The 18,595-nt window shown below is 71.6% G+C and carries 14 protein-coding genes and 1 tRNA gene; 11 read left to right on the forward strand and 4 right to left on the reverse strand.

Features of this window, described 5'->3' with window-relative positions:
- The 4 genes from thrC to argS are packed head-to-tail and all read right to left on the reverse strand — an operon-like array spanning nucleotide 1 to nucleotide 5,638.
- Nucleotides 1-1,104 (reverse strand): threonine synthase, encoded by a 1,104-nt coding sequence (gene thrC / locus ACTIMO_RS13390; protein ID WP_055773024.1) that lies wholly within the window; start codon nucleotides 1,102-1,104, stop codon nucleotides 1-3.
- Complete coding sequence (locus ACTIMO_RS13395; protein WP_422390078.1) at nucleotides 1,105-2,433, reverse strand: homoserine dehydrogenase; 1,329 nt, start codon at nucleotides 2,431-2,433, stop codon at nucleotides 1,105-1,107.
- Nucleotides 2,430-3,986, reverse strand: a complete 1,557-nt coding sequence (lysA, locus tag ACTIMO_RS13400) for a diaminopimelate decarboxylase (RefSeq protein WP_448182720.1) — start codon at nucleotides 3,984-3,986, stop codon at nucleotides 2,430-2,432. The genes ACTIMO_RS13395 and lysA overlap by 4 nt, the downstream gene beginning before the upstream one ends.
- 2 nt (nucleotides 3,987-3,988) lie before the next feature.
- Nucleotides 3,989-5,638, reverse strand: a complete 1,650-nt coding sequence (gene argS, locus ACTIMO_RS13405; RefSeq protein ID WP_055773029.1) for an arginine--tRNA ligase — start codon at nucleotides 5,636-5,638, stop codon at nucleotides 3,989-3,991.
- A 256-nt stretch (nucleotides 5,639-5,894) separates the two neighbouring features.
- Here argS and ACTIMO_RS13410 point away from each other — a divergent pair, with 256 nt between their 5' ends.
- From ACTIMO_RS13410 to hrpA, 11 genes are all read left to right on the forward strand, one after another.
- Nucleotides 5,895-6,437 carry an FMN-binding protein gene (locus ACTIMO_RS13410; protein WP_235499025.1) on the forward strand — a complete coding sequence of 181 codons (543 nt, stop codon included), beginning with the start codon at nucleotides 5,895-5,897 and terminating at the stop codon, nucleotides 6,435-6,437.
- Between the two features lie 11 nt (nucleotides 6,438-6,448).
- Nucleotides 6,449-7,309 carry an FAD:protein FMN transferase gene (locus tag ACTIMO_RS13415; RefSeq protein ID WP_448182721.1) on the forward strand — a complete coding sequence of 287 codons (861 nt, stop codon included), beginning with the start codon at nucleotides 6,449-6,451 and terminating at the stop codon, nucleotides 7,307-7,309.
- Nucleotides 7,306-8,817: an FAD-dependent oxidoreductase gene (locus ACTIMO_RS13420; RefSeq protein ID WP_448182722.1), complete on the forward strand. Its 1,512-nt coding sequence runs from the start codon at nucleotides 7,306-7,308 to the stop codon at nucleotides 8,815-8,817. The genes ACTIMO_RS13415 and ACTIMO_RS13420 overlap by 4 nt, the downstream gene beginning before the upstream one ends.
- A 97-nt stretch (nucleotides 8,818-8,914) precedes the next feature.
- Nucleotides 8,915-8,987: transfer RNA gene (locus ACTIMO_RS13425), tRNA-Arg, on the forward strand.
- A 159-nt stretch (nucleotides 8,988-9,146) separates the two neighbouring features.
- Nucleotides 9,147-9,887 (forward strand): DUF4129 domain-containing protein, encoded by a 741-nt coding sequence (locus tag ACTIMO_RS13430; protein WP_422390084.1) that lies wholly within the window; start codon nucleotides 9,147-9,149, stop codon nucleotides 9,885-9,887.
- On the forward strand, nucleotides 9,884-10,360 hold the full coding sequence (locus tag ACTIMO_RS13435) for a hypothetical protein (RefSeq protein ID WP_448182723.1): 477 nt from the start codon (nucleotides 9,884-9,886) through the stop codon (nucleotides 10,358-10,360). The genes ACTIMO_RS13430 and ACTIMO_RS13435 overlap by 4 nt, the downstream gene beginning before the upstream one ends.
- Nucleotides 10,357-11,424 carry an AAA family ATPase gene (locus tag ACTIMO_RS13440; RefSeq protein ID WP_448182724.1) on the forward strand — a complete coding sequence of 356 codons (1,068 nt, stop codon included), beginning with the start codon at nucleotides 10,357-10,359 and terminating at the stop codon, nucleotides 11,422-11,424. The genes ACTIMO_RS13435 and ACTIMO_RS13440 overlap by 4 nt, the downstream gene beginning before the upstream one ends.
- Complete coding sequence (locus tag ACTIMO_RS13445) at nucleotides 11,417-12,829, forward strand: DUF58 domain-containing protein (RefSeq protein WP_448182725.1); 1,413 nt, start codon at nucleotides 11,417-11,419, stop codon at nucleotides 12,827-12,829. The genes ACTIMO_RS13440 and ACTIMO_RS13445 overlap by 8 nt, the downstream gene beginning before the upstream one ends.
- Entirely contained in the window at nucleotides 12,826-13,380 is a 555-nt protein-coding gene (locus tag ACTIMO_RS13450; RefSeq protein ID WP_448182726.1) for a hypothetical protein, read from the forward strand. Before ACTIMO_RS13445 ends, ACTIMO_RS13450 begins: the two co-directional genes overlap by 4 nt.
- A 93-nt stretch (nucleotides 13,381-13,473) precedes the next feature.
- The gene (locus ACTIMO_RS13455; protein WP_448182727.1) at nucleotides 13,474-14,442 is read left to right on the forward strand and encodes a helix-turn-helix transcriptional regulator; all 969 of its coding nucleotides are present in this window, start codon (nucleotides 13,474-13,476) and stop codon (nucleotides 14,440-14,442) included.
- Nucleotides 14,443-14,519: 77 nt separating this feature from the next.
- A complete protein-coding gene (hrpA, locus tag ACTIMO_RS13460) occupies nucleotides 14,520-18,593 on the forward strand; it encodes an ATP-dependent RNA helicase HrpA (RefSeq protein ID WP_448182728.1) in 4,074 nt (1,357 codons plus the stop codon).
- The last annotated feature ends 2 nt before the right edge of the window (nucleotides 18,594-18,595 follow it).

Here is an 18,595-nt window from a genome sequence, read left to right on the forward strand (position 1 = left end):
TCAGCCCTCGAGCCCGAGGGCCGCGGCGACGCTGACGACGTCGAACTCCACCTTGGTGGGCTCGACATCCGCGCCGTCGGCGGTGCGGAGCGCCCACTGCGGGTCCTTAAGGCCGTGACCGGTGACCGTGATGACGATCGTCTTACCCGTCGGCGCGAGGCCCTCGGCGTGCTTCTTGATGAGTCCTGCGACGCCGGCAGCGGAGGCGGGTTCCACGAAGACGCCCTCGCGGGAGGACAGCCAGCGGTGCGCGTCGAGGATCTCCTCGTCCGTCACGGCCTCGATGAGTCCGCCGGACTCGTCACGGGCGGCCACGGCGAAGTCCCAGGACGCGGGGTTGCCGATCCGGATGGCGGTCGCAATGGTGTCCGGTTCGGTGATCGGGTGGCCCTTGACCAGCGGGGACGCGCCCTCTGCCTGGAAGCCCCACATGATCGGCGTCCGGGTCGCCACGGCCGGCAGCTCACCGTGGTGCATCGAGGCGTACGGCGCCGCGTACTCCTTGTAGCCCTTCCAGTAGGCGCTGATGTTGCCCGCGTTCCCGACCGGCATCAGATGGTAGTCCGGTGCATCGCCGAGCGTGTCGACCACCTCGAAGGCTGCGGTCTTCTGCCCCTCCAGCCGCGCGGGGTTGACGGAGTTCACCAGGAACACGGGATAGGCCTCGGCGAGCTTCCGCGCCACGTCGAGGCAGTTGTCGAAGTTGCCGTTGACCTGCAGGAGCTGCGCACCGTGGGCGATCGCCTGGCTCAGCTTGCCCATGGAGATCTTGCCGTCGGGAACGAGCACGGCGCAGGTGATTCCGGCCTGCGTGGCGTAGGCCGCAGCGGAGGCGGAGGTGTTGCCCGTGGACGCACAGACCACGGCCTTGGCCCCGGCGGCGACCGCGGCCGTCATGGCCATGGTCATGCCGCGGTCCTTGAAGGAGCCGGTGGGGTTCATGCCCTCGACCTTGAGGTAGACGGTGTTGCCCGTCAGCTCGGACAGATGGCGGGCGTGCACGAGGGGCGTACCGCCCTCGCCGAGGGTGATGACCTCGGTGGCCTCGGTGACAGGTAGGCGTTCTGCGTATTCGCGGATGACTCCGCGCCACTGGTGGGCCACTTAGATTCCCTCTACTCGGAGCACGGATGAGACGGCGGTGATGACGTCGAGCGCACCGACCTGCTTGACGGTCGCCGCGAGGGACGCCTCGGGGGCGCGATGGGTGACGATGCGCAGCTCGGCGGTGGTGCCGCCGTCGGGCCCGCGCTGATGGATGCGCTGGCGCATCGTCTCGATGGAGACGCCGTTCTCGGCGAAGATGTGGGCGATCCGGGCGAGGACACCGGGCTGGTCCGCGACCTGCAGGCCGATGCAGTAGCTCGTGCGGACGGTGTCGATGCTCAGCGGCGGCACGTGGCCCGTGGTGGTCTCGGTGCGGCCGGGCCCGCCGAGGACCATGCGGCGGGCCGCGCTCACGACGTCGCCGAGCACGGCCGACGCCGTCGGCGTCCCGCCTGCACCCTGGCCGTAGAACATGAGCTCGCCCGCGTTCTCCGCCTCGATGAACACGGCGTTGAACGCGCCGTGGACGGCCGCGAGCGGGTGCGAGCGCGGCAGGAGGGTGGGGTGGACGCGGACGCCCACGCCCGCTGCGCCGGCCTCGTCGGTCAGGATCTCGGCGATGGCGAGCAGCTTGATGACGTAGCCGTCCTCGGCGGCGGCCGCGATGTCGTCCGCGGTGACCGCGGTGATGCCCTCGCAGTACACGTTCTCGAGCGCGAACCGGGTGTGGAAGGACAGCGAGGCGAGGATCGCGGCCTTCGCGGCGGCGTCGTGCCCCTCGACGTCGGCCGTCGGGTCGGCCTCCGCGTACCCGAGGTCCTGCGCCGCCTTCAGCGCGTCGGCGAACTGCGCCCCCGTGGAGTCCATCTGGTCCAGGATGTAGTTCGTGGTGCCGTTGACGATGCCCAGCACGCGGGTGATGCGGTCCCCCGACAGGCTGTCGCGGATGGGTCGCAGAATGGGGATGGCTCCGGCGACGGCGGCCTCGTAGGACAACTGCACGCCGGCCTTGTCGGCCTGCTCGTAGAGCTCCGGCCCGTCCTGCGCGAGGAGGGCCTTGTTCCCGCTGACCACCGTGGCACCGTGCGCGATGGCGCGCAGGATCAGCGTCTTGGCCGGCTCGATGCCGCCCATGAGCTCGATGACGATGTCCGCCCGCTCGACGAGCGACTCGGCGTCCTGGGTCAGCAGCCCCGCCGGCAGGTCAACGTCGCGCTCCGCCTCCAGCGAACGGATCGCCACCCCGATGAGTTCGAGGGGGGCGCCTGCCCTGAGCCCGAGGTCCGCGGCGTCCTCGAGGAGGATCCGGGCCACCTGGGAGCCGACGTTGCCGCAGCCCAGCAGGGCGACGCGGAGGGGTGCGGGAGAGGGTGCTGGTGCATTCATGCGGTCTGTGAAGCTCCTGGATCCGGGGCGGCTACTGCTGGTGAGGGCTGGGCGGTCTCGCGCTGGACGTCCCTGCGGAACAGGTCCTCCTCGGTCTCGCCGCGGACGATCAGTCGGGCCGCACCGTCGACGACAGCCACGACCGGAGGCCGCGCCAGGTAGTTGTAGTTGCTCGAGAGCACCCAGCAGTAGGCTCCCGTTCCCGGGACGGCGAGAAGGTCACCTGCTCCGGTGTCCTCCGGGAGGTAGACGTCCCGCACCACAATGTCACCGCTCTCGCAGTGTTTTCCAACCACACGGGACAGGACGGGCGGCCCCTCGGGCGTCCGCGAGGCGAGGACGGCCGAGTAATCCGCGCCGTAGAGCACCGGACGGGCGTTGTCGCTCATCCCGCCGTCCACCGACACATAGCGTCGCGGGTGCGTAACGGAGGTGTCCTGCACCACCTCGGAGCCGTTGGCGGCTGCGTCGACGCGCACGGTCTTCGTGGTGCCCGCGGTGTAGAGGGTGAAGGTCGTCGGTCCCACGATGGCACGGCCGGGCTCGATCGAGATCCGGGGGACGCGCAGGCCGAGCTCACGGCAGGTGGAGCCGACGACGGTGGCCATCGCGCGGGCGATCTCCGCCGCGGGCCGCGGCTGGTCGGCCTCGGTGTAGGCGATGCCGTAGCCGCCGCCGAGGTCCAGTTCGGGCAGCTCGACGCCGTGCCGGTCACGGACCCCGGCGAGGAAAACGAGCAGCCGGCGGGCCGCCAGCTCGAAGCCCTCCGGTTCGAAGATCTGCGAGCCGATGTGGCAGTGCACACCGAGGAGGTTGATGCCCGGATGGGCCAGGGCGTCGGCGACGGCCCGCGCGGCCGGGGAGGAGCCGCCGTCGTCCTGTCCGTCCTGCTGCCCGGGCCCCTGCTCGGTGGTGAGCGACAGCCCGAACTTCTGGTCCTCGTGGGCGGTGGCGATGAACTCGTGCGTGTGGGCGTGGACGCCGGGCGTCAGGCGGATCATCACGTTGGCGCGGCGGCCGCGTTCGACGGCGAGGTCACCCACCAGGGCGACCTCCTGGAGGCTGTCGACGACGATCCGGCCGAGGTCCGCGTCGATGGCCCGCGTGATCTCCGCAGCGGACTTGTTGTTGCCGTGCAGGCCCAGGCGGTTCCCGGGCATGCCGGCGCGCAGGCCCACGGCGAGTTCGCCGCCGGAGCAGGTGTCGAGGCCGAGGCCCTCCTCGCGGACCCAGTGGGCCACTTCGGTGCAGATGAAGGATTTGCCCGCGTAGAAGACGTCCACTCCCCCGCACAGATCGCGGAAGGCGTCGTCGAACGCGTCGCGGAAGGTGGCGGCCCGGGTGCGGAAGTCCCGCTCGGACATCACGAACAGCGGGGTGCCGAACTCGGCGGCGAGGTCGGCGACGGAGACGCCGTCGATCCGCAGGACGCCGTCGCTCCCGCGCGCGACGTCCTCGGCCCAGAGCTTCGCGTCCAGCCGGGCAGGTTCCGCCGGGACGGACAGCCAGTCTGGCGCGAGGGGCGAGGGGCGGGTGGGGTCCACGACGGTCATGGTCACATCCTCTCCGGTGCCGATACCCCGAGGAGCCCGAGGCCGTTCGCGAGGACCTGCTGCGTGGCGTTGTTCAGCCAGAGGCGCGAGCGGTGGACGTCCTCGACCGGGGCGTCGCCCAGCGGGGACACGCGGCAGGCGTCGTACCAGCGGTGGTAGGTGCCGGCGATCACCTCGAGGTGGCGGGCCACGCGGTGCGGTTCGCGGAAGGTCGCGGACTGGGCGACGACGCCCGGGAACTGCCCGAGGGCAGCGAGCAGCGCCCCTTCCGTCGGGTGCGCCAGTGCCGCGGCGTCGAAGGACCTGGTGTCCACACCCGCGGAGACGGCGTTGCGCGCCACGGCGTGCGTCCTGGCGTGGGCGTACTGCACGTAGAACACCGGGTTCTCGTTGGTGTGCCGGGTCAGGAGGTCCAGGTCGATGTCGATATTCGAATCGGCGGAGAAGCGGGCCAGCGTGTAGCGCGCGGCGTCGACGCCAACTGCGTCCACGAGGTCTTCGAGCGTGACGACCGTTCCTGCGCGCTTCGACATGCGCACCGGTGCGCCGTCCTTCACGAGGTTCACCAGCTGGCCGATCAGGACCTCCACGGCATCGGGATCGTCACCCAAGGCAGCCGCCGCGGCCTTCAGGCGCGCCACGTACCCGTGGTGGTCCGCCCCGAGCATGATGATGTTGAGGTCGAAGCCACGGTTCCGCTTGTTGACGAAGTACCCGATGTCTCCGGCGATGTAGGCGGGCGCGCCGTTCGACTTGATCACCACGCGGTCCCGGTCGTCGCCGTAGTCGGTGGACCTCAGCCACCAGGCGCCGTCCTCGAGGAAGAGGTTGCCGGACGCCTTGAGCTTGTCGAGGAGGTCCTCGACGAAATCGTTCTCGAACAGCGAGTGCTCGTGGAAGTACACGTCGAAGTCCACGCCGAAATCATGCAGGGACGCCTTGATGTCCGAGAACATGAGGTCCACGCCGATCTCCCTGAACCGCTCGACGGACGCCGGTCCGTCGAGGGCCAGCGCGTCGGGATCGGCGGCGAGGACACGCTGGGCTATGTCGACGATGTACTGGCCGCTGTAGCCGTCCTCCGGGGCCGGATCGCCGTTGGCGGAGGCGTGGAGTGAGCGGGCGAAGCGGTCGATCTGCGCGCCGTGGTCGTTGAAGTAGTACTCGCGGGTGACCTCCGCACCCTGCGACTGCAGGATCCGCGCGAGTGCGTCCCCGACGGCCGCCCAGCGGGTCCCTCCGATGTGGATGGGACCGGTCGGGTTGGCGGAGACGAATTCGAGGTTGATCTTCCGGCCCGCGAGCGCATCGTTGGTGCCGTAGGCCTGGCCCGCCTCGACGATGGTGCGGGCGAGCTCACCCGCGGCACCGGCGTCGAGCGTGATGTTGAGGAAGCCCGGACCGGCGATGTCGACGCTCCTGACGCCCTCGATGCCCGCGAGGCGGTCGCTGAGCAGCTGCGCGAACTCCCGGGGGTTCATCCCGGCCTTCTTGCCGAGCTGCAGCGCGATGTTCGTGGCCCAGTCCCCGTGCTCCCGGTTCTTCGGTCGCTCCACCCGCACCTCGGAGGGGAGGTCGATGGTCAGGTCACCGGCGTCGACGGCGGCCCTGAGGCAGGCGGAAATAGCGGAGGAGAGTTCTTCGGGAGTCACCCGTCAAGCATAGCCGCGGCGCCCCGTCCGCCCTGATTCGCGTGACGCGGCGAGCGCCTGCGGCACAGGCGCGAATCCGCCCCACGGGTCTGCCGACCGGTGCGCGGCCGGTACAGTCCGGAAGGCCGGGAGAAACGAATGGAGTCATGGGACGTTGGAATGCATCAGTGGCTCTCCTCGACATCCACGCCTCCCTCGGTGCGGAGCCCTTCCGCCCGGTCCCGCCACCGCGATCCACCAGGAGCATCCAGTGACCATGACAGGCCAGACCGAAACACCCCTGATGACGGCGCCGGCGCGGGCCGGGTTCCCCCTCCACAAGCGCGTCCTGACGGCGCTCGCCGCCGTGTCCATTCTCGGTGCGGCCGGCTGCGCCGGCGCCGAGGCCGAGACCCCGGCCGCCGAAGCTCCCGCGGCGGAATCCTCTGCAGCCGATGCCACCGAGGCACCCGGAGCGGCACCGACCGGGGCAGCGACCGCGGACGCCGCCGCAGCGGACCAGAGCTACGAGGACGGCACCTACACCCAGACCGGCGGCTACCAGTCCCCCGCCGGCCCCGAGGAGGTCGGCGTGACCCTGACACTGGCGGCCGATGTCGTGACCGCCGTCGAGGTGGAGCCGATGCCGGACAACCCCACCACCACGATGTACCAGGAGCGTTTCGCCGGTGGGATCTCGGACGCGATCGTCGGGAAGAAACTCGACGAGCTCGCCGTGGACAAGGTCGCCGGGTCCTCCCTGACCAGCGGCGGCTTCAACGAAGCGGCCGACAAGATCAAGAGCGAAGCACAGCTGTAGGGCGCAGCGGCGTGGGGCACTCCTTCAGCTTCGAGGCGATCGGTACGGCCTGGCGCGTGGACAGTGCCGCGCCGCTCCTGGCCGCCCAGAAGGCCGGCCTCCTCCGCATCGCCGACGATTACGACGCGCTGTACTCCCGCTTCCGCGCCGACTCCGGCATCACCGAGCTGGCGGCCTCAGGGGGCTCCCTCTCCCTGCCGGGCCACGGCGCCCGGCTGGGGCGCCTCCTGCGCACGCTGCACGACGTCACCGGCGGCGGCGTGTCCCCCCTGGTCGGCGAGCGCCTCGCCGACCAGGGCTACGACGCCGGATACAGCTTCGTCCCTACCGCGGCACCGGCGCCCGCGAGAGCCTGGAACGGCCTCCTCGAGTGGACGGAGGACGGCGTGAGCCTCGCGGCCCCGGCGCTCCTCGACGTCGGCGCCGCAGGCAAGGGGCAACTCGTGGACCTGATGCTCGAGTACCTCCTCGCGGCCGGGCACGGGCAGGCGGTCGTCGACGCCAGCGGTGACATGCGACGGGCCGGCAGCGGCTCCATCACGGTGGCCCTCGAACACCCCTACGATCCGTCGTCGGCCATCGGCACGGTCGTGCTCACCGAGGGGGCGCTGTGCGCCTCGGCGTCGAACCGCCGGGTCTGGGGTGACGGACTGCACCACGTCCTGGATGCCCGGACAGGGCACTGCGTCGACACGGTCGTCGCCACGTGGGTCCTCGCAGCCGACGCCATGACCGCCGACGGACTGTGCACGGCCCTGTTCGTCACCGACCCCGCGGACCTCGCCGGGTCCTTCGACTTCGACTTCGTCCTGATGTACTCCGACGGACGCGCCCGCTATTCCGCCCCACTCGCAGGAGCACTGTTCTCATGACCGCAGCACTCGACGGCCTGCTGGGCCGCATGACCATGTACCGCCTGACCCTGGGCCTGCTGCTCCTGCTGACCGTCGAGGCCCTCGTGCTCTCGCTGACAGGACTGCTCGCCTACACCCCGGCCGAGATCGGCGGCACCCTCGTGGCCGCCGTGGGAGGGACGATCATCGGGACGCGGCTCATGGCGCTGATCCTGCGGCTGCGCCCGCACGGCGACTCGTCGCTCATCACCGGGCTGATCGTCTTCCTCATCATGTTCCCCTCCAGCACGGCTGAGGGCCTCGGCGGCATCCTCACGGCGGGCGTCGCGGCCGGAGCGTCCAAGTTCCTCCTCGCCTTCCGCGGCCGCCACATCTTCAACCCCGCAGCCACGGGGGCCGTCGTCGCGACCCTGCTGGGGGTCGGCGCGGCGGCCTGGTGGGTGGCGAACGCGTACATGCTGCCGGTCGTCGCGGTCGGCGCCGCCCTGCTGCTCCACCGGACGCGGAAGCTGTCCATGGGTGCGGTGTTCCTCGTCGTCGCCCTCGGGATCCTGCTCGTCGGCCTGGTGCAGGGCGGGCTGACCGCCGGTGCAGGACTCCAGCTGGTCCTGACGTCCTACCCGGTCCTGTTCCTGCTCGGCTTCATGATGACCGAGCCCCTGACGCTCCCCCCGCTGCGCTGGCAGCAATGGCTCTTCGCCGCGATCGTCGCCGCCGTCTTCGCGCTGCAGGTGTCCGTCGGACCCGTATTCCTCGGACCGGAGTTCGCGCTCGTCATCGGTAACGCCGTCGCGTTCCTGATGGGCCAGCGACGCGGTGTCCGGCTCTCCTTCGCCGGGTCACGGCAGCTGACGCCCACGAGCACTGAGCTCGTCTTCGAACCGGCCCGTCCCGTGCGCTTCACCGCGGGGCAGTACATGGAACTGTCCATGCCGCACCGCGGGGCGGACAGCCGTGGCAGCCGCCGCGTCTTCAGCATCACGTCCGCACCCCAGCAGGCCGACGCCGTCACCTTCGGATTGCGCACCACGGCGCAGGGGAGCTCGTTCAAGAAGGCCCTGCTCGAGCTGCCGAAGGACGCGCACATCACCGGGACCCTCGTGGGCGGCGACTTCCGCCTGCCGCGGGATGCGTCCGTCCCGCTCCTGCTGGCCGCCGGCGGGATCGGTGTCACCCCGTTCATCAGCCAGCTCAGGGACATCGCCGCACGCGGGGAGGACCGCGACATCGTCCTCGTGTACGTGGTGCGCAGCGCCGAGGAGATCGCCTTCCGGGACGAACTGGCCGGGCTCGGTACGCGCGTGGTGCTCTTCGTCCCGGCCGACGACGGCGTTCCGGCGGTGCCCGGCACCTGGGCCCTTGCGGGGAGCGGGCTCTCCTCCGAGGAGCTGCTCGCAGCCGTCCCCGACCTCAAGCGACGCCGGGTCCTGGTCTCCGGGTCGCCGGCGTTCATCGGGGACCTCTGCCGCGTGGTCCGCACCGCCGGGGTCTCCCGGGTGCGGACGGACGCTTTCCTGGGGTACTGAGGCGTGGACCGACCGGGTCCGGCCCGTGCGTTTTCCGACGCAGGCGGCACCTGCTAAGCTCGATGAGTCCCGCACGGGTACGGGAAATCCCGTCTCCGCCTTCGTAGCTCAGGGGATAGAGCGTCTGCCTCCGGAGCAGAAGGTCGTAGGTTCGAATCCTATCGAGGGCACCCCGGACTCCCACGGAGTCAACCGCCGTCGGCCCACCGGGCCGGGGGCGGTTCTGCTTTTGGTAGGCTCCACTGGACGCGGCCCCCGGGGCTGCACCAGCACCGACCGGCGGGGGAATCGTGGGGACGAAGCGCAGGTCGCGGCATTCGCATCCCCGCGTGGACGCACCTACGCTCCTCACCGTCGTCGTCCTCGTCCTCGCGGTGGTCGCCGCCGGTTTCATGGGCCGGCTGACGGCCCAGCCGGTCATCGACGCGCCCGTCACCACCGCCGCGCAGGAGAGCACCGCCGAACCCACACCAGCCGTGAGTGGCCCCGCGGAACCGGTCCCGGACGCCGAGCGGCTGATCATCAGCGGCGACACCGCGGCGGGTGCGATCCTCCTCCTCGTCATGATCAGCCTCGCCCTCCTCGTCCGGCTGCTCCTGCGCATCAGGCGGCGCCCGGAGCGTGACGGCAGCCCCGAGCCGACCGGCCTGCAGCAGGCCGGATCGCCCGGCCTCGTCGACGACGTGCTCCCTTCATGGACCGAGGACGCCGAACGCGCCCTCACGGACAGTGCAGACACCTCGGACGCGGTGATCCGCTGCTGGCTCGCCTTCGAGGACCTGTGCGCGGCAGCGGGCGTGGGCCGGACTCCCGCGCAGACCACCTCCGACTTCGCCGCCGCCGCCGCGTCCGCCCTCGATCTACCGCCCCGGCCGCTCACCGCCCTGAACCGTCTCTACCAGCGGGCGAGATTCAGCGCGTCGGGTCCGCACCCCGACGCCACCGACCCCGGGATGACCGCACCCGGCGCGGCGGGTGCGCACCTCGACGCCGCGGACCGCGAGCTGGCGCTGGCCTGCGTCCGGGCACTGTCCGCCGCCGTCGCAGCCCGCACCGGTCCTGCGCGGTGAAGCGCTCGGCCTCGGCGGTCACGGCTGTCCTCGTGGTCCTCGCGGGCGTCTCCGCCTGGTTCTTCGGGCTCGATCCCCGGCACGCCGTGGTGCTGGTCGGCGCGGCCTTCGCGGCAGGCATCGCCAACGGCCTCCTCGACGCGGTCGACGTCCCCCGGGCCCGGCTGACGCCACTGCCCGTCCCCGTCCGTGGCCTCGCGGAGATCCAGGCGCTGGAGTTCTCGCTCTCCTCGGCGGACCCCGGGATGCGTGCCGTCCTCGAGGTCCACGGGCTGGCCGCCGACGCCGCCCGTGCCCGTCCCGACGTGCCGAGGAGCCCGTCCTTCGACGCCTTCGTCGCACAGTCCCAGCCCGCACCCCTCGACCACCGCACCCTGCGCTCCCTCGCCGACGAGCTGGAGCGGATCGTCCTCTCGCCGCGTGCCACGGATGCCGCGCCGTCGCCCTCGAACAACTCCCAGGAGACCCGATGACCGCAGCAGACACCGCCCGCAGTTCCGGCGACCACGGACGCCGCATCGGCGCCGACGAGGCAGCCCGCATCGGCGCGCAGGTCATCGAGCGCACCGCCACCGTCGTCGTCGGCGCCGGGGGCGCCCTGCGCCTGGCCCTCGCGGCCGTCCTCGCGGGGGGACACGTCCTCTTCGAGGACCTGCCCGGACTCGGCAAGACCCTCGCGGCCAAGACGCTCGCGCAGGCGCTCGGCCTCGACTTCCGGCGCCTCCAGTTCACGCCTGACCTGCTGCCCTCGGACGTCACCGGTTCGTCGATCTTCAACCCGGCCACGCGCGAGTTCGAGTTCCGGGCGGGGCCCATCTTCGCCGGGCTGTTCCTCGCCGACGAGATCAACCGGACCTCGCCGAAGACGCAGTCGGCGCTGCTGGAGGCCATGGCGGAGGCACAGGTCTCGGCCGAGGGCATCACCCTCCCGCTGCGGCGCCCGTTCCATGTCTTCGCGACGTCCAACCCCATCGAGTTCGAGGGCACCTACCCGCTGCCCGAGGCACAGCTGGACCGCTTCATGGTCCGGCTGCGCTTCGGCTATCCCGGTGGGGGCGGCGAACAGGACATCATCGCGCGTCGCCTGGCACGCCGGCGCGACGAGACCCTCGTGGAGAGCGTGACCACCGCGGACGGACTGCTGGACCTCCAGGCCGCCGTCGAGTCGGTGCTGGTGGACGACGACGTCATCGACTACGCCGTGCGCCTCACCGCCGCGACGCGCACCCACCCGGCCGTCGAGGTCGGGGCATCGCCCCGCGGCTCACAGGCGCTCGTGCTGCTCGGCAGGGCTCTGGCCGTGCTCGACGGCCGCGCCTTCGTGCTCCCCGAGGACGTGAAGGAAGGCGCCGTGGCCGTGCTCGCGCACCGGCTCACGCTCACGCCGTCGGCCTGGGCGCAGGGTTTGGCGACGGAGAAGGTGGTGCAGGACGTCCTCGCCGAGGTCCCGACACCTCCGACCGTGCACCGTGGGACCGTGGACGAGAGCGTGATCGAGGGCGGGATCGAGGGCGGGCGGGGCGCGCACCGTGGCTGACACTCCGGGCGGCCGCTCCCCCGGGTGGGCCCTCGCCGTGATCCTCGCCCTGGTGTGTGTGCTCTCCGGACTGGTGTCGGGACGGCCGGACACCGTGGCACTGGGTGCGCCGCTCGCGCTCCTCGCCCTCGCCGGACGCAGGGCCCAGGTGCGCAGGACGGTGCATCCGTCCTTCTCCCTCGATCGACGCGGGCAGCAGCAGGGCGGTCGCCTGCGGCTGCTGCTGGCACCGCCCGGCACCGACTCCGGGACGCCGCGCACCAGCCTGGTCGCAGCCGTCCTCGCAGCGCCCGGCTGCGCCCCCGACGTCCTGGTGCTCAGGGAGGGCGAGGAATGCCCGGTGCTCGCAGACGGACCGCTGTCGGGCGAGGTCGAGATCCTGTCCTACGGGACCCTCGGCCTCAGCCCGGATCTCACGCACGCGTCCGCCTTCCACCCGGCGCCACCCGTCCGCGTCAGCATCCTCCCTCCCATCGGGTCCCTGCTCGCGCGGCCCGTCTCGCGTCGACTCGTCGGCCTGGCCGGCACGCACGGTTCGAGGCGTCCCGGGGAGGGAGCGGAGCTGAGGACCATCGCGCCCCTCGAGCCCGGTGACCAGCTCCGGCGGATCGACTGGCGCTCCACCGCGCGCCGCTCGACCGACCAGGACCGCCTGATGGTCCGCCGATCCTTCGCCGACGCCGAGGCCTCGGTCCTGCTCGTGATCGACCAGGGACACGACCTGCCCGCGTCGACCTCCGACTGGTTCGCGGCGGGATCACCCCGGCTGGTGACGGGATCGCTGCACGGTGCCAGGACGGCGGCGGCGACGATCGCGGCATCGTACCTGGCGGCCGGCGACCGCGTGGGACTGGACGATCTCGGCGGGACGCGCCGCGCGCTGCGCACGGCCTCGGGCGCCCGGCACCTCGAGCAGGTCCGCGCCCGCCTGGCGGCCACCGGGGTGGTTCCCCGCCGACGGCGACGGCGCGATCCCGTGCCGCCGCAGGGCGCCGTCGTCGTGGTGCTGTCCGCGTTCCTGGACTCCGAACCGGGACGCCTGCTGAAGCTCTGGCACGCCCGGGGGCACGTGGTGATCGGGGTCGACTGCGTCCCTGTGCTGGAACGGACCGAGGCCACGCCGGCGCAGGAGAGGACCGTGCGGCTGACCCTGCTGCGGCGTCGCCTCCTCCTCGAGGACCTGCGCCGGGACGGCATCGCCGTGGTGGACGGCTCCGTGGTGGAGGGACTCCTGGCCGACCGGGACCGGATGGCAGCACCCCCTGCGGCGTCCGGCACGACAGCTCCGTCCGGTCGGGACCGACCGGCGCGCCAGGCCGATCTTGCGGTCGGTCCCGACCTGTCCCTCCCGACCGGCTTCCGCCTCCTCGCCCGCCGTGGCCGCCCTCCGGGGGTGCGGCCGTGAGGTGGCCCCTGGCCGGGGCACGCCGGGCGACGCACGTCGGCACCCCCGCGGTGCCGGATCGCCGCGGGCTCGTGCCCCTGTGGACCGTGCGCAGCGCCGCAGCTCTCATCGCCGTCCTCCTCGGCGCCCTCGTCTGGAACGGGAGCGGCTGGATCGTCCTGCCCGTCGTGGTGGCCGCGGGCGCAGCGATCCTCCCGTCGATCGGGCTCACGGTGCTCACCCTGCTCCTGCTCATCGTCGCGTACGCCGTGAACATGCCGGCCGGCTCACCGTGGCTCCTGGTCTTCGCCGCCGGCCTGCACGCGGTCTTCGTCCTGGACCTCCTGCTGGTGCACCTGCCGCTGCGCGGCTGGATCAGCCTGTCCGCCCTCCGCCTCCTCGGGGTGTCCTTCCTGCGCGTGCAGGCGGTCGCGCAGCCGCTGGCCGTCCTCGCGCTGCTCGTCGACGACGCCGGGTCCAGCCTCCCGCTCGTCCTCGTCGGCGTCGCCGCGCTGGTCGCCTGGTGCTGCTGGCTCATCGGACGGCGGCCACCGCAGCGGTCCCGTCCGTAGGTCGCGGGCAGCAGGCGGCCCGGGCGGCTGCCCGTGGGGCACCGCCGGATAATGCGGACAGGTGCTGACCGCACGTCGCCGTACCCTTGGAGCATGATCGAGACCTCGGCCCGGTTGCTGCAGCTCCTCTCGCTCCTGCAGCTGCGGCGCGAGTGGACCGGACCGGCGCTCGCCCAGCGCATGGACGTCACGGAGCGGACCGTCCGCCGGGATATCGGGAAGCTGCGCACGCTCGGCTATCCGATCAACGCCTCCCCCGGTGTCGCGGGCGGCTACCAGCTGGGTGCCGGCGCGCAGCTGCCTCCCCTCCTGCTCGACGACGACGAGGCGCTCGCCGTCGCGATCGGTCTGACCGCCGTGACGGCGAGCCCTGTCTCCGGGGTCGGGGAGGCGTCCGTCCGTGCGCTCACGAAACTCGAGCAGGTCCTCCCGCCGCGCCTCCGCCCGCGGTTCTCGGGTCTCCGCTCAGCCGTCACGCGCATGGCCGCCGCGAGCACGCCGGTGAATCCCGAGGTGCTGACGTCTCTCTCCGCGGCGATCACGGAGCGGCGCTGCGTGGCCTTCCGCTACGACCGGCACGACGGCGAGTCGTCCCGCCGCGTCGTCGAGCCCTACCGGCTCGTCGACACCGGCCGTCGGTGGTATCTCGTCGCCTACGACCGCTCGCGCGAGGACTGGCGGACGTTCCGCGTGGACCGGTGCCAGAGCGTGCCGGTGGCCCGCGACCGCTTCGTCCCGCGCCCGCTGCCGGCCGCCGACCTCGCCGCCTACGTCCAGCAGTCCATCACGCGCTCCCCCTACTCCTACGACGCCGTGATCCGCTTCAGCGCACCCCTCCCCGAGCTCGAGGCCCGCGTGCCCTCGAGCACAGGGACCCTCGAGGCCGACGGCGAGGACCACACCCTGCTGAGGGCCGGCTTCGACTCGCTGGATTTCCCGCTGGCCTACCTCGCGAGCTGGGACATCGACTTCGTGGTGCTCGAACCTCCGGAGATGCGCGAGCGCGTGGCCGTCGTCGCGGACCGGCTGCGGCGGTCCGCCGGGGCTGCCACGGAGTCCTGACGCGGAGGGTGGGAGCCGCAGCCCTCGGTGAACGCCCGACACCGGGCGGACGCGAGGAACTAGACTGGCAGGCAACTATGGCACTGACACTCTCCTACCCCGCGGACCTCCCCGTCTCGCACCGCCGGGCAGACATCATGGCCGCCATCGCGGCCAACCAGGTCACCATCATCGCCGGCGAGACCGGTTCCGGGAAGACGACGCAGATCCCGAAGATGTGCCTCGAACTGGGACTCGCCGAGAACGGGCTGATCGGCCACACCCAGCCGCGGCGCCTCGCCGCCCGCACCGTCGCCGAACGCATCGCGGAGGAACTGCAGGTGCCGCTCGGCGAGGAGGTCGGGTACCAGGTCCGCTTCACCGGTTCCGTGGGCCGGAAGACGAAGATCAAGCTGATGACGGACGGCATCCTGCTCGCCGAGATCCAGCACGACCGCATGCTGCGGAAGTACAGCACGATCATCATCGACGAGGCCCATGAGCGCAGCCTCAACATCGACTTCATCCTCGGCTACCTCAGGCGCATCCTGCCGGAGCGCCCGGACCTCAAGGTCATCATCACCTCGGCGACCATCGACCCGGAGCGCTTCGCCGCGCACTTCGCCGCCGACGCCGCCGTGGAGAACACCTCGCCCGCCCCGATCATCGAGGTCTCCGGGCGCACGTATCCCGTCGAGATCCGGTACCGGCCGCTCGACCAGCCGCCGGGCGGGCTCGACGACGGGGACGGTGGCGCGGACAGCGAACTCGAGGAGGAGCGCGATCCGCTCGACGCGGTCTGCGACGCCGTCGACGAACTCTCCCTCGAGGCTCCCGGCGACATCCTCGTGTTCTTCTCCGGGGAGCGCGAGATCCGCGATGCCGCCGATGCTCTCCGCGCCCGGATCCAGGCGACGCAGCGACTCCGCGGGACCGAGGTGCTTCCCCTGTTCGCGCGGCTCTCCCTCGAGGAGCAGCACCGCGTCTTCCGCCCGACGGGCAGCCACCGGAGGATCGTCCTCGCGACCAACGTCGCCGAGACCTCCCTGACGGTGCCCGGCATCAAGTACGTCATCGACACCGGGACTGCGCGCATCTCCCGGTACTCCCACCGGACGAAGGTGCAGAGACTGCCGATCGAGCGCGTCTCGCAGGCGTCGGCGAACCAGCGCTCGGGCCGCAGCGGCCGCGTCTCGGACGGTATCGCCATCCGCCTCTACTCGGAGGAGGATTATGCCTCCCGCCGGCCCTTCACCGAGCCGGAGATCCTGCGCACGAGCCTCGCCGCCGTCATCCTGCAGATGGCCGCCATGGGCGTCACGCGGAGTCCGAAGGACATCGCGGAGTTCCCGTTCGTGGAACCGCCCGAGACGAAGGCGATCAACGACGGCGTCGCGCTCCTGCGTGAGCTCGGCGCCCTGAAGGACGACGGCAGTCTGTCCGCCGTCGGGCGCAAGCTCGCCCAGCTCCCCGTGGACCCGCGGCTGGGCCGCATGATCGTGGAAGCCGGTGCCCGCGGTGCCGTCAAGGAGGTCATGGTGCTCGCGGCGGCCCTGACCATCCAGGACCCCCGCGAGCGGCCGTCCGCGGACCAGCCCGCCAAGCAGCAGCAGGCCGCCGAGAAGCACAAGCGCTTCGTGGACGAGAACTCGGACTTCACGGCGTACCTCAACCTCTGGCGGTACCTGCAGGAGAAGCAGGACGAGCTGTCCTCGACGCAGTTCCGCAAGCTGTGCCGCGCCGAGTTCATCAACTACCTCCGCGTCCGGGAGTGGCAGGACCTGTTCCAGCAGCTGCGCCAGCTGGCCAAACCCCTCGGCATCACCCTGCCCGCGGGACCCGTGGACCCGGTGGGCCTGCACGAGCAGATCCACGTCAGCCTGCTATCGGGACTGCTGAGCAACATCGGTCTCTACGACCAGCGCAAGCGCGAGTACGCGGGCGCCCGCGGGACACGCTTCGCCGTCTTCCCGGGGTCCGCCCTGTTCAAGAAGTCGCCGGACTGGGTGATGGCCGCCGAACTCGTCGAGACCTCCCGGCTCTGGGCGCGGGTCGTCGCCCGGATCGATCCCCTGTGGGCCGAGCAGGTGGCCCCGCACCTCGTGAAGCGCACCTACAGCGAGCCGCACTGGTCCCGGAAGATGGGCTCGGTCATGGCCTACGAGAAGGTGACGCTCTACGGCGTGCCGATCGTGCCGCAGCGGCGCATCAACTACGGGCGGATCGACCGCGAGGTGGCCCGCGAGCTCTTCATCCGGCATGCCCTCGTCGAGGGCGACTGGAAGACGCACCACACGTTCTTCAGCCGCAACCAGGCCCGGCTGGGAGAGATCGAGGAGCTGGAGAACCGCCTGCGGCGGCGGGACCTGCGGGTCGACGACGAGACGCTCTTCGAGTTCTACGACCAGCGCATCGGCGCCGACGTCGTATCGGAGCGCCACTTCGACGCATGGTGGAAGAAGGCACGCCACGAGTCCCCGGACCTGCTCGACTTCGATCCGGAGCAGCTGCTCGCCGACGACGCCACGGAGCTCGACGAGACGGCCTTCCCGACCGTCTGGCACCAGGCGGGGTTCGAGCTTCCGCTCACCTACGAGTTCTCGCCCCTCACCCCGGGCGCGCACGACGGCGTCACCGTGACCATCCCTGTGCTGTTCCTCAACCAGCTCGATCCGAAGCCCTTCCGCTGGCAGATCCCCGGACAGCGCGTCGAGCTCGTCACGGCCCTCATCAAGTCCCTGCCGAAGCAGGTGCGGAAGAACTTCGTGCCGGCCCCGGACGTCGCCCGGTCCACCGTCGCCGCCCTGGCGTCCGACTTCGACCCGGCGGGGGACGATCTCGAGACGTCGCTCGAGCTCGCGCTGCGCCGCCTGCGCGGACACATCATCCCGCCGGGCTCGTGGAACTGGTCGACCGTCCCGGCGCACCTGCTGATGATGTTCCGCATCGTCGACGCCGACGGCCGGGTCCTCGACGAGTCCCGCGATCTCGAGGCCCTGAGGGAGTCCCTGGCCCCGGCGGTCAGCCGCGCCATCGCGCAGTCGCTCGGTGCCACACCGGGCAGCACGCGGCGGGAGGGAACCTCCCGCGGCCCCCGACGCGGTGGCAGGGGTGCCGGCGGCACGGCGGACGACGGGCGGGGTACCGGGAGCACCGGTCCGCTGGGGCGCGACGACGCCCGCCACGGACCGGCGCGCACCGACGGCCGGGATGCCCGGACACCCGCTTCGCGGGACGTCCCCGACGTCGCCGCGGGAGCCGTGAGGGGCGGGGTCGCCGTCGCGGAGGCCCCGGCGGTGGCGGAGCGCACCGGGGAGAAGGCCTGGGTCTTCGGCAGCATCGAGCGCGAGGTCTCGCGAACGGTCGCCGGCCACCGCATCACGGGCTTCCCGGCGCTCGTGGACGAGGGTGCCACCGTGGGTCTCCGGGTCTTCCCCACGCCGGGCGAGCAGGCCACGGTGATGCGCGCCGGGATCATCCGGCTCCTGTCCCTGCGCATCCCGAGTCCGGCGAAGTACGTGCTGGAGCACCTCAGCAACACGGAGAAGCTCACGTTCAGCCAGAACCCGCACGGGAGTGTCGCGGAACTCATCCGTGACTGCTCGCTGGCCGCGATCGACAAGCTCGTCCCCGAGGACCTGCCCTGGACCGACGAGGCGTTCGACCGACTGTACGAGGAGGTGCGGGCCGAGCTGATCGACACGGTCTTCACCGTCACGGCCACCGTGGAGAAGATCCTCGCCAGTACGCGACGGATCCAGAAGCAGCTCAGGGGCACCACGAGCCTCGCGCTGATCACGGCCCTGAACGACATCCGCAGCCAGCTGGAGCACCTCGTGTATCCGGGGTTCGTCGCGGCGACGGGGTACGCGCAGCTCGCGCACCTGCCGCGCTACCTCCGGGCCATCGAGGTCCGTCTGGAGAAGCTGCCCACGAACGTCCAGCGCGACGGCCTCGGCCTGGCGACGGTGCAGCGGTTGGAGGACGAGTACGACGACGCCGTGGCGTCCCTCGCGGCCGGGCGGCACCGGCCCGAGAGCCTCCGCCACGTGCGCTGGATGACCGAGGAGCTACGCGTCAGCCTGTTCGCGCAGGACCTCGGTACCGCGTACTCCGTGTCCGAGAAGCGGATCAGGACCGCCCTCAACGAGGCGATGGCTGCCGCGCGGTAGGC

This window comes from Arthrobacter sp. CP30, from assembly GCF_053470025.1.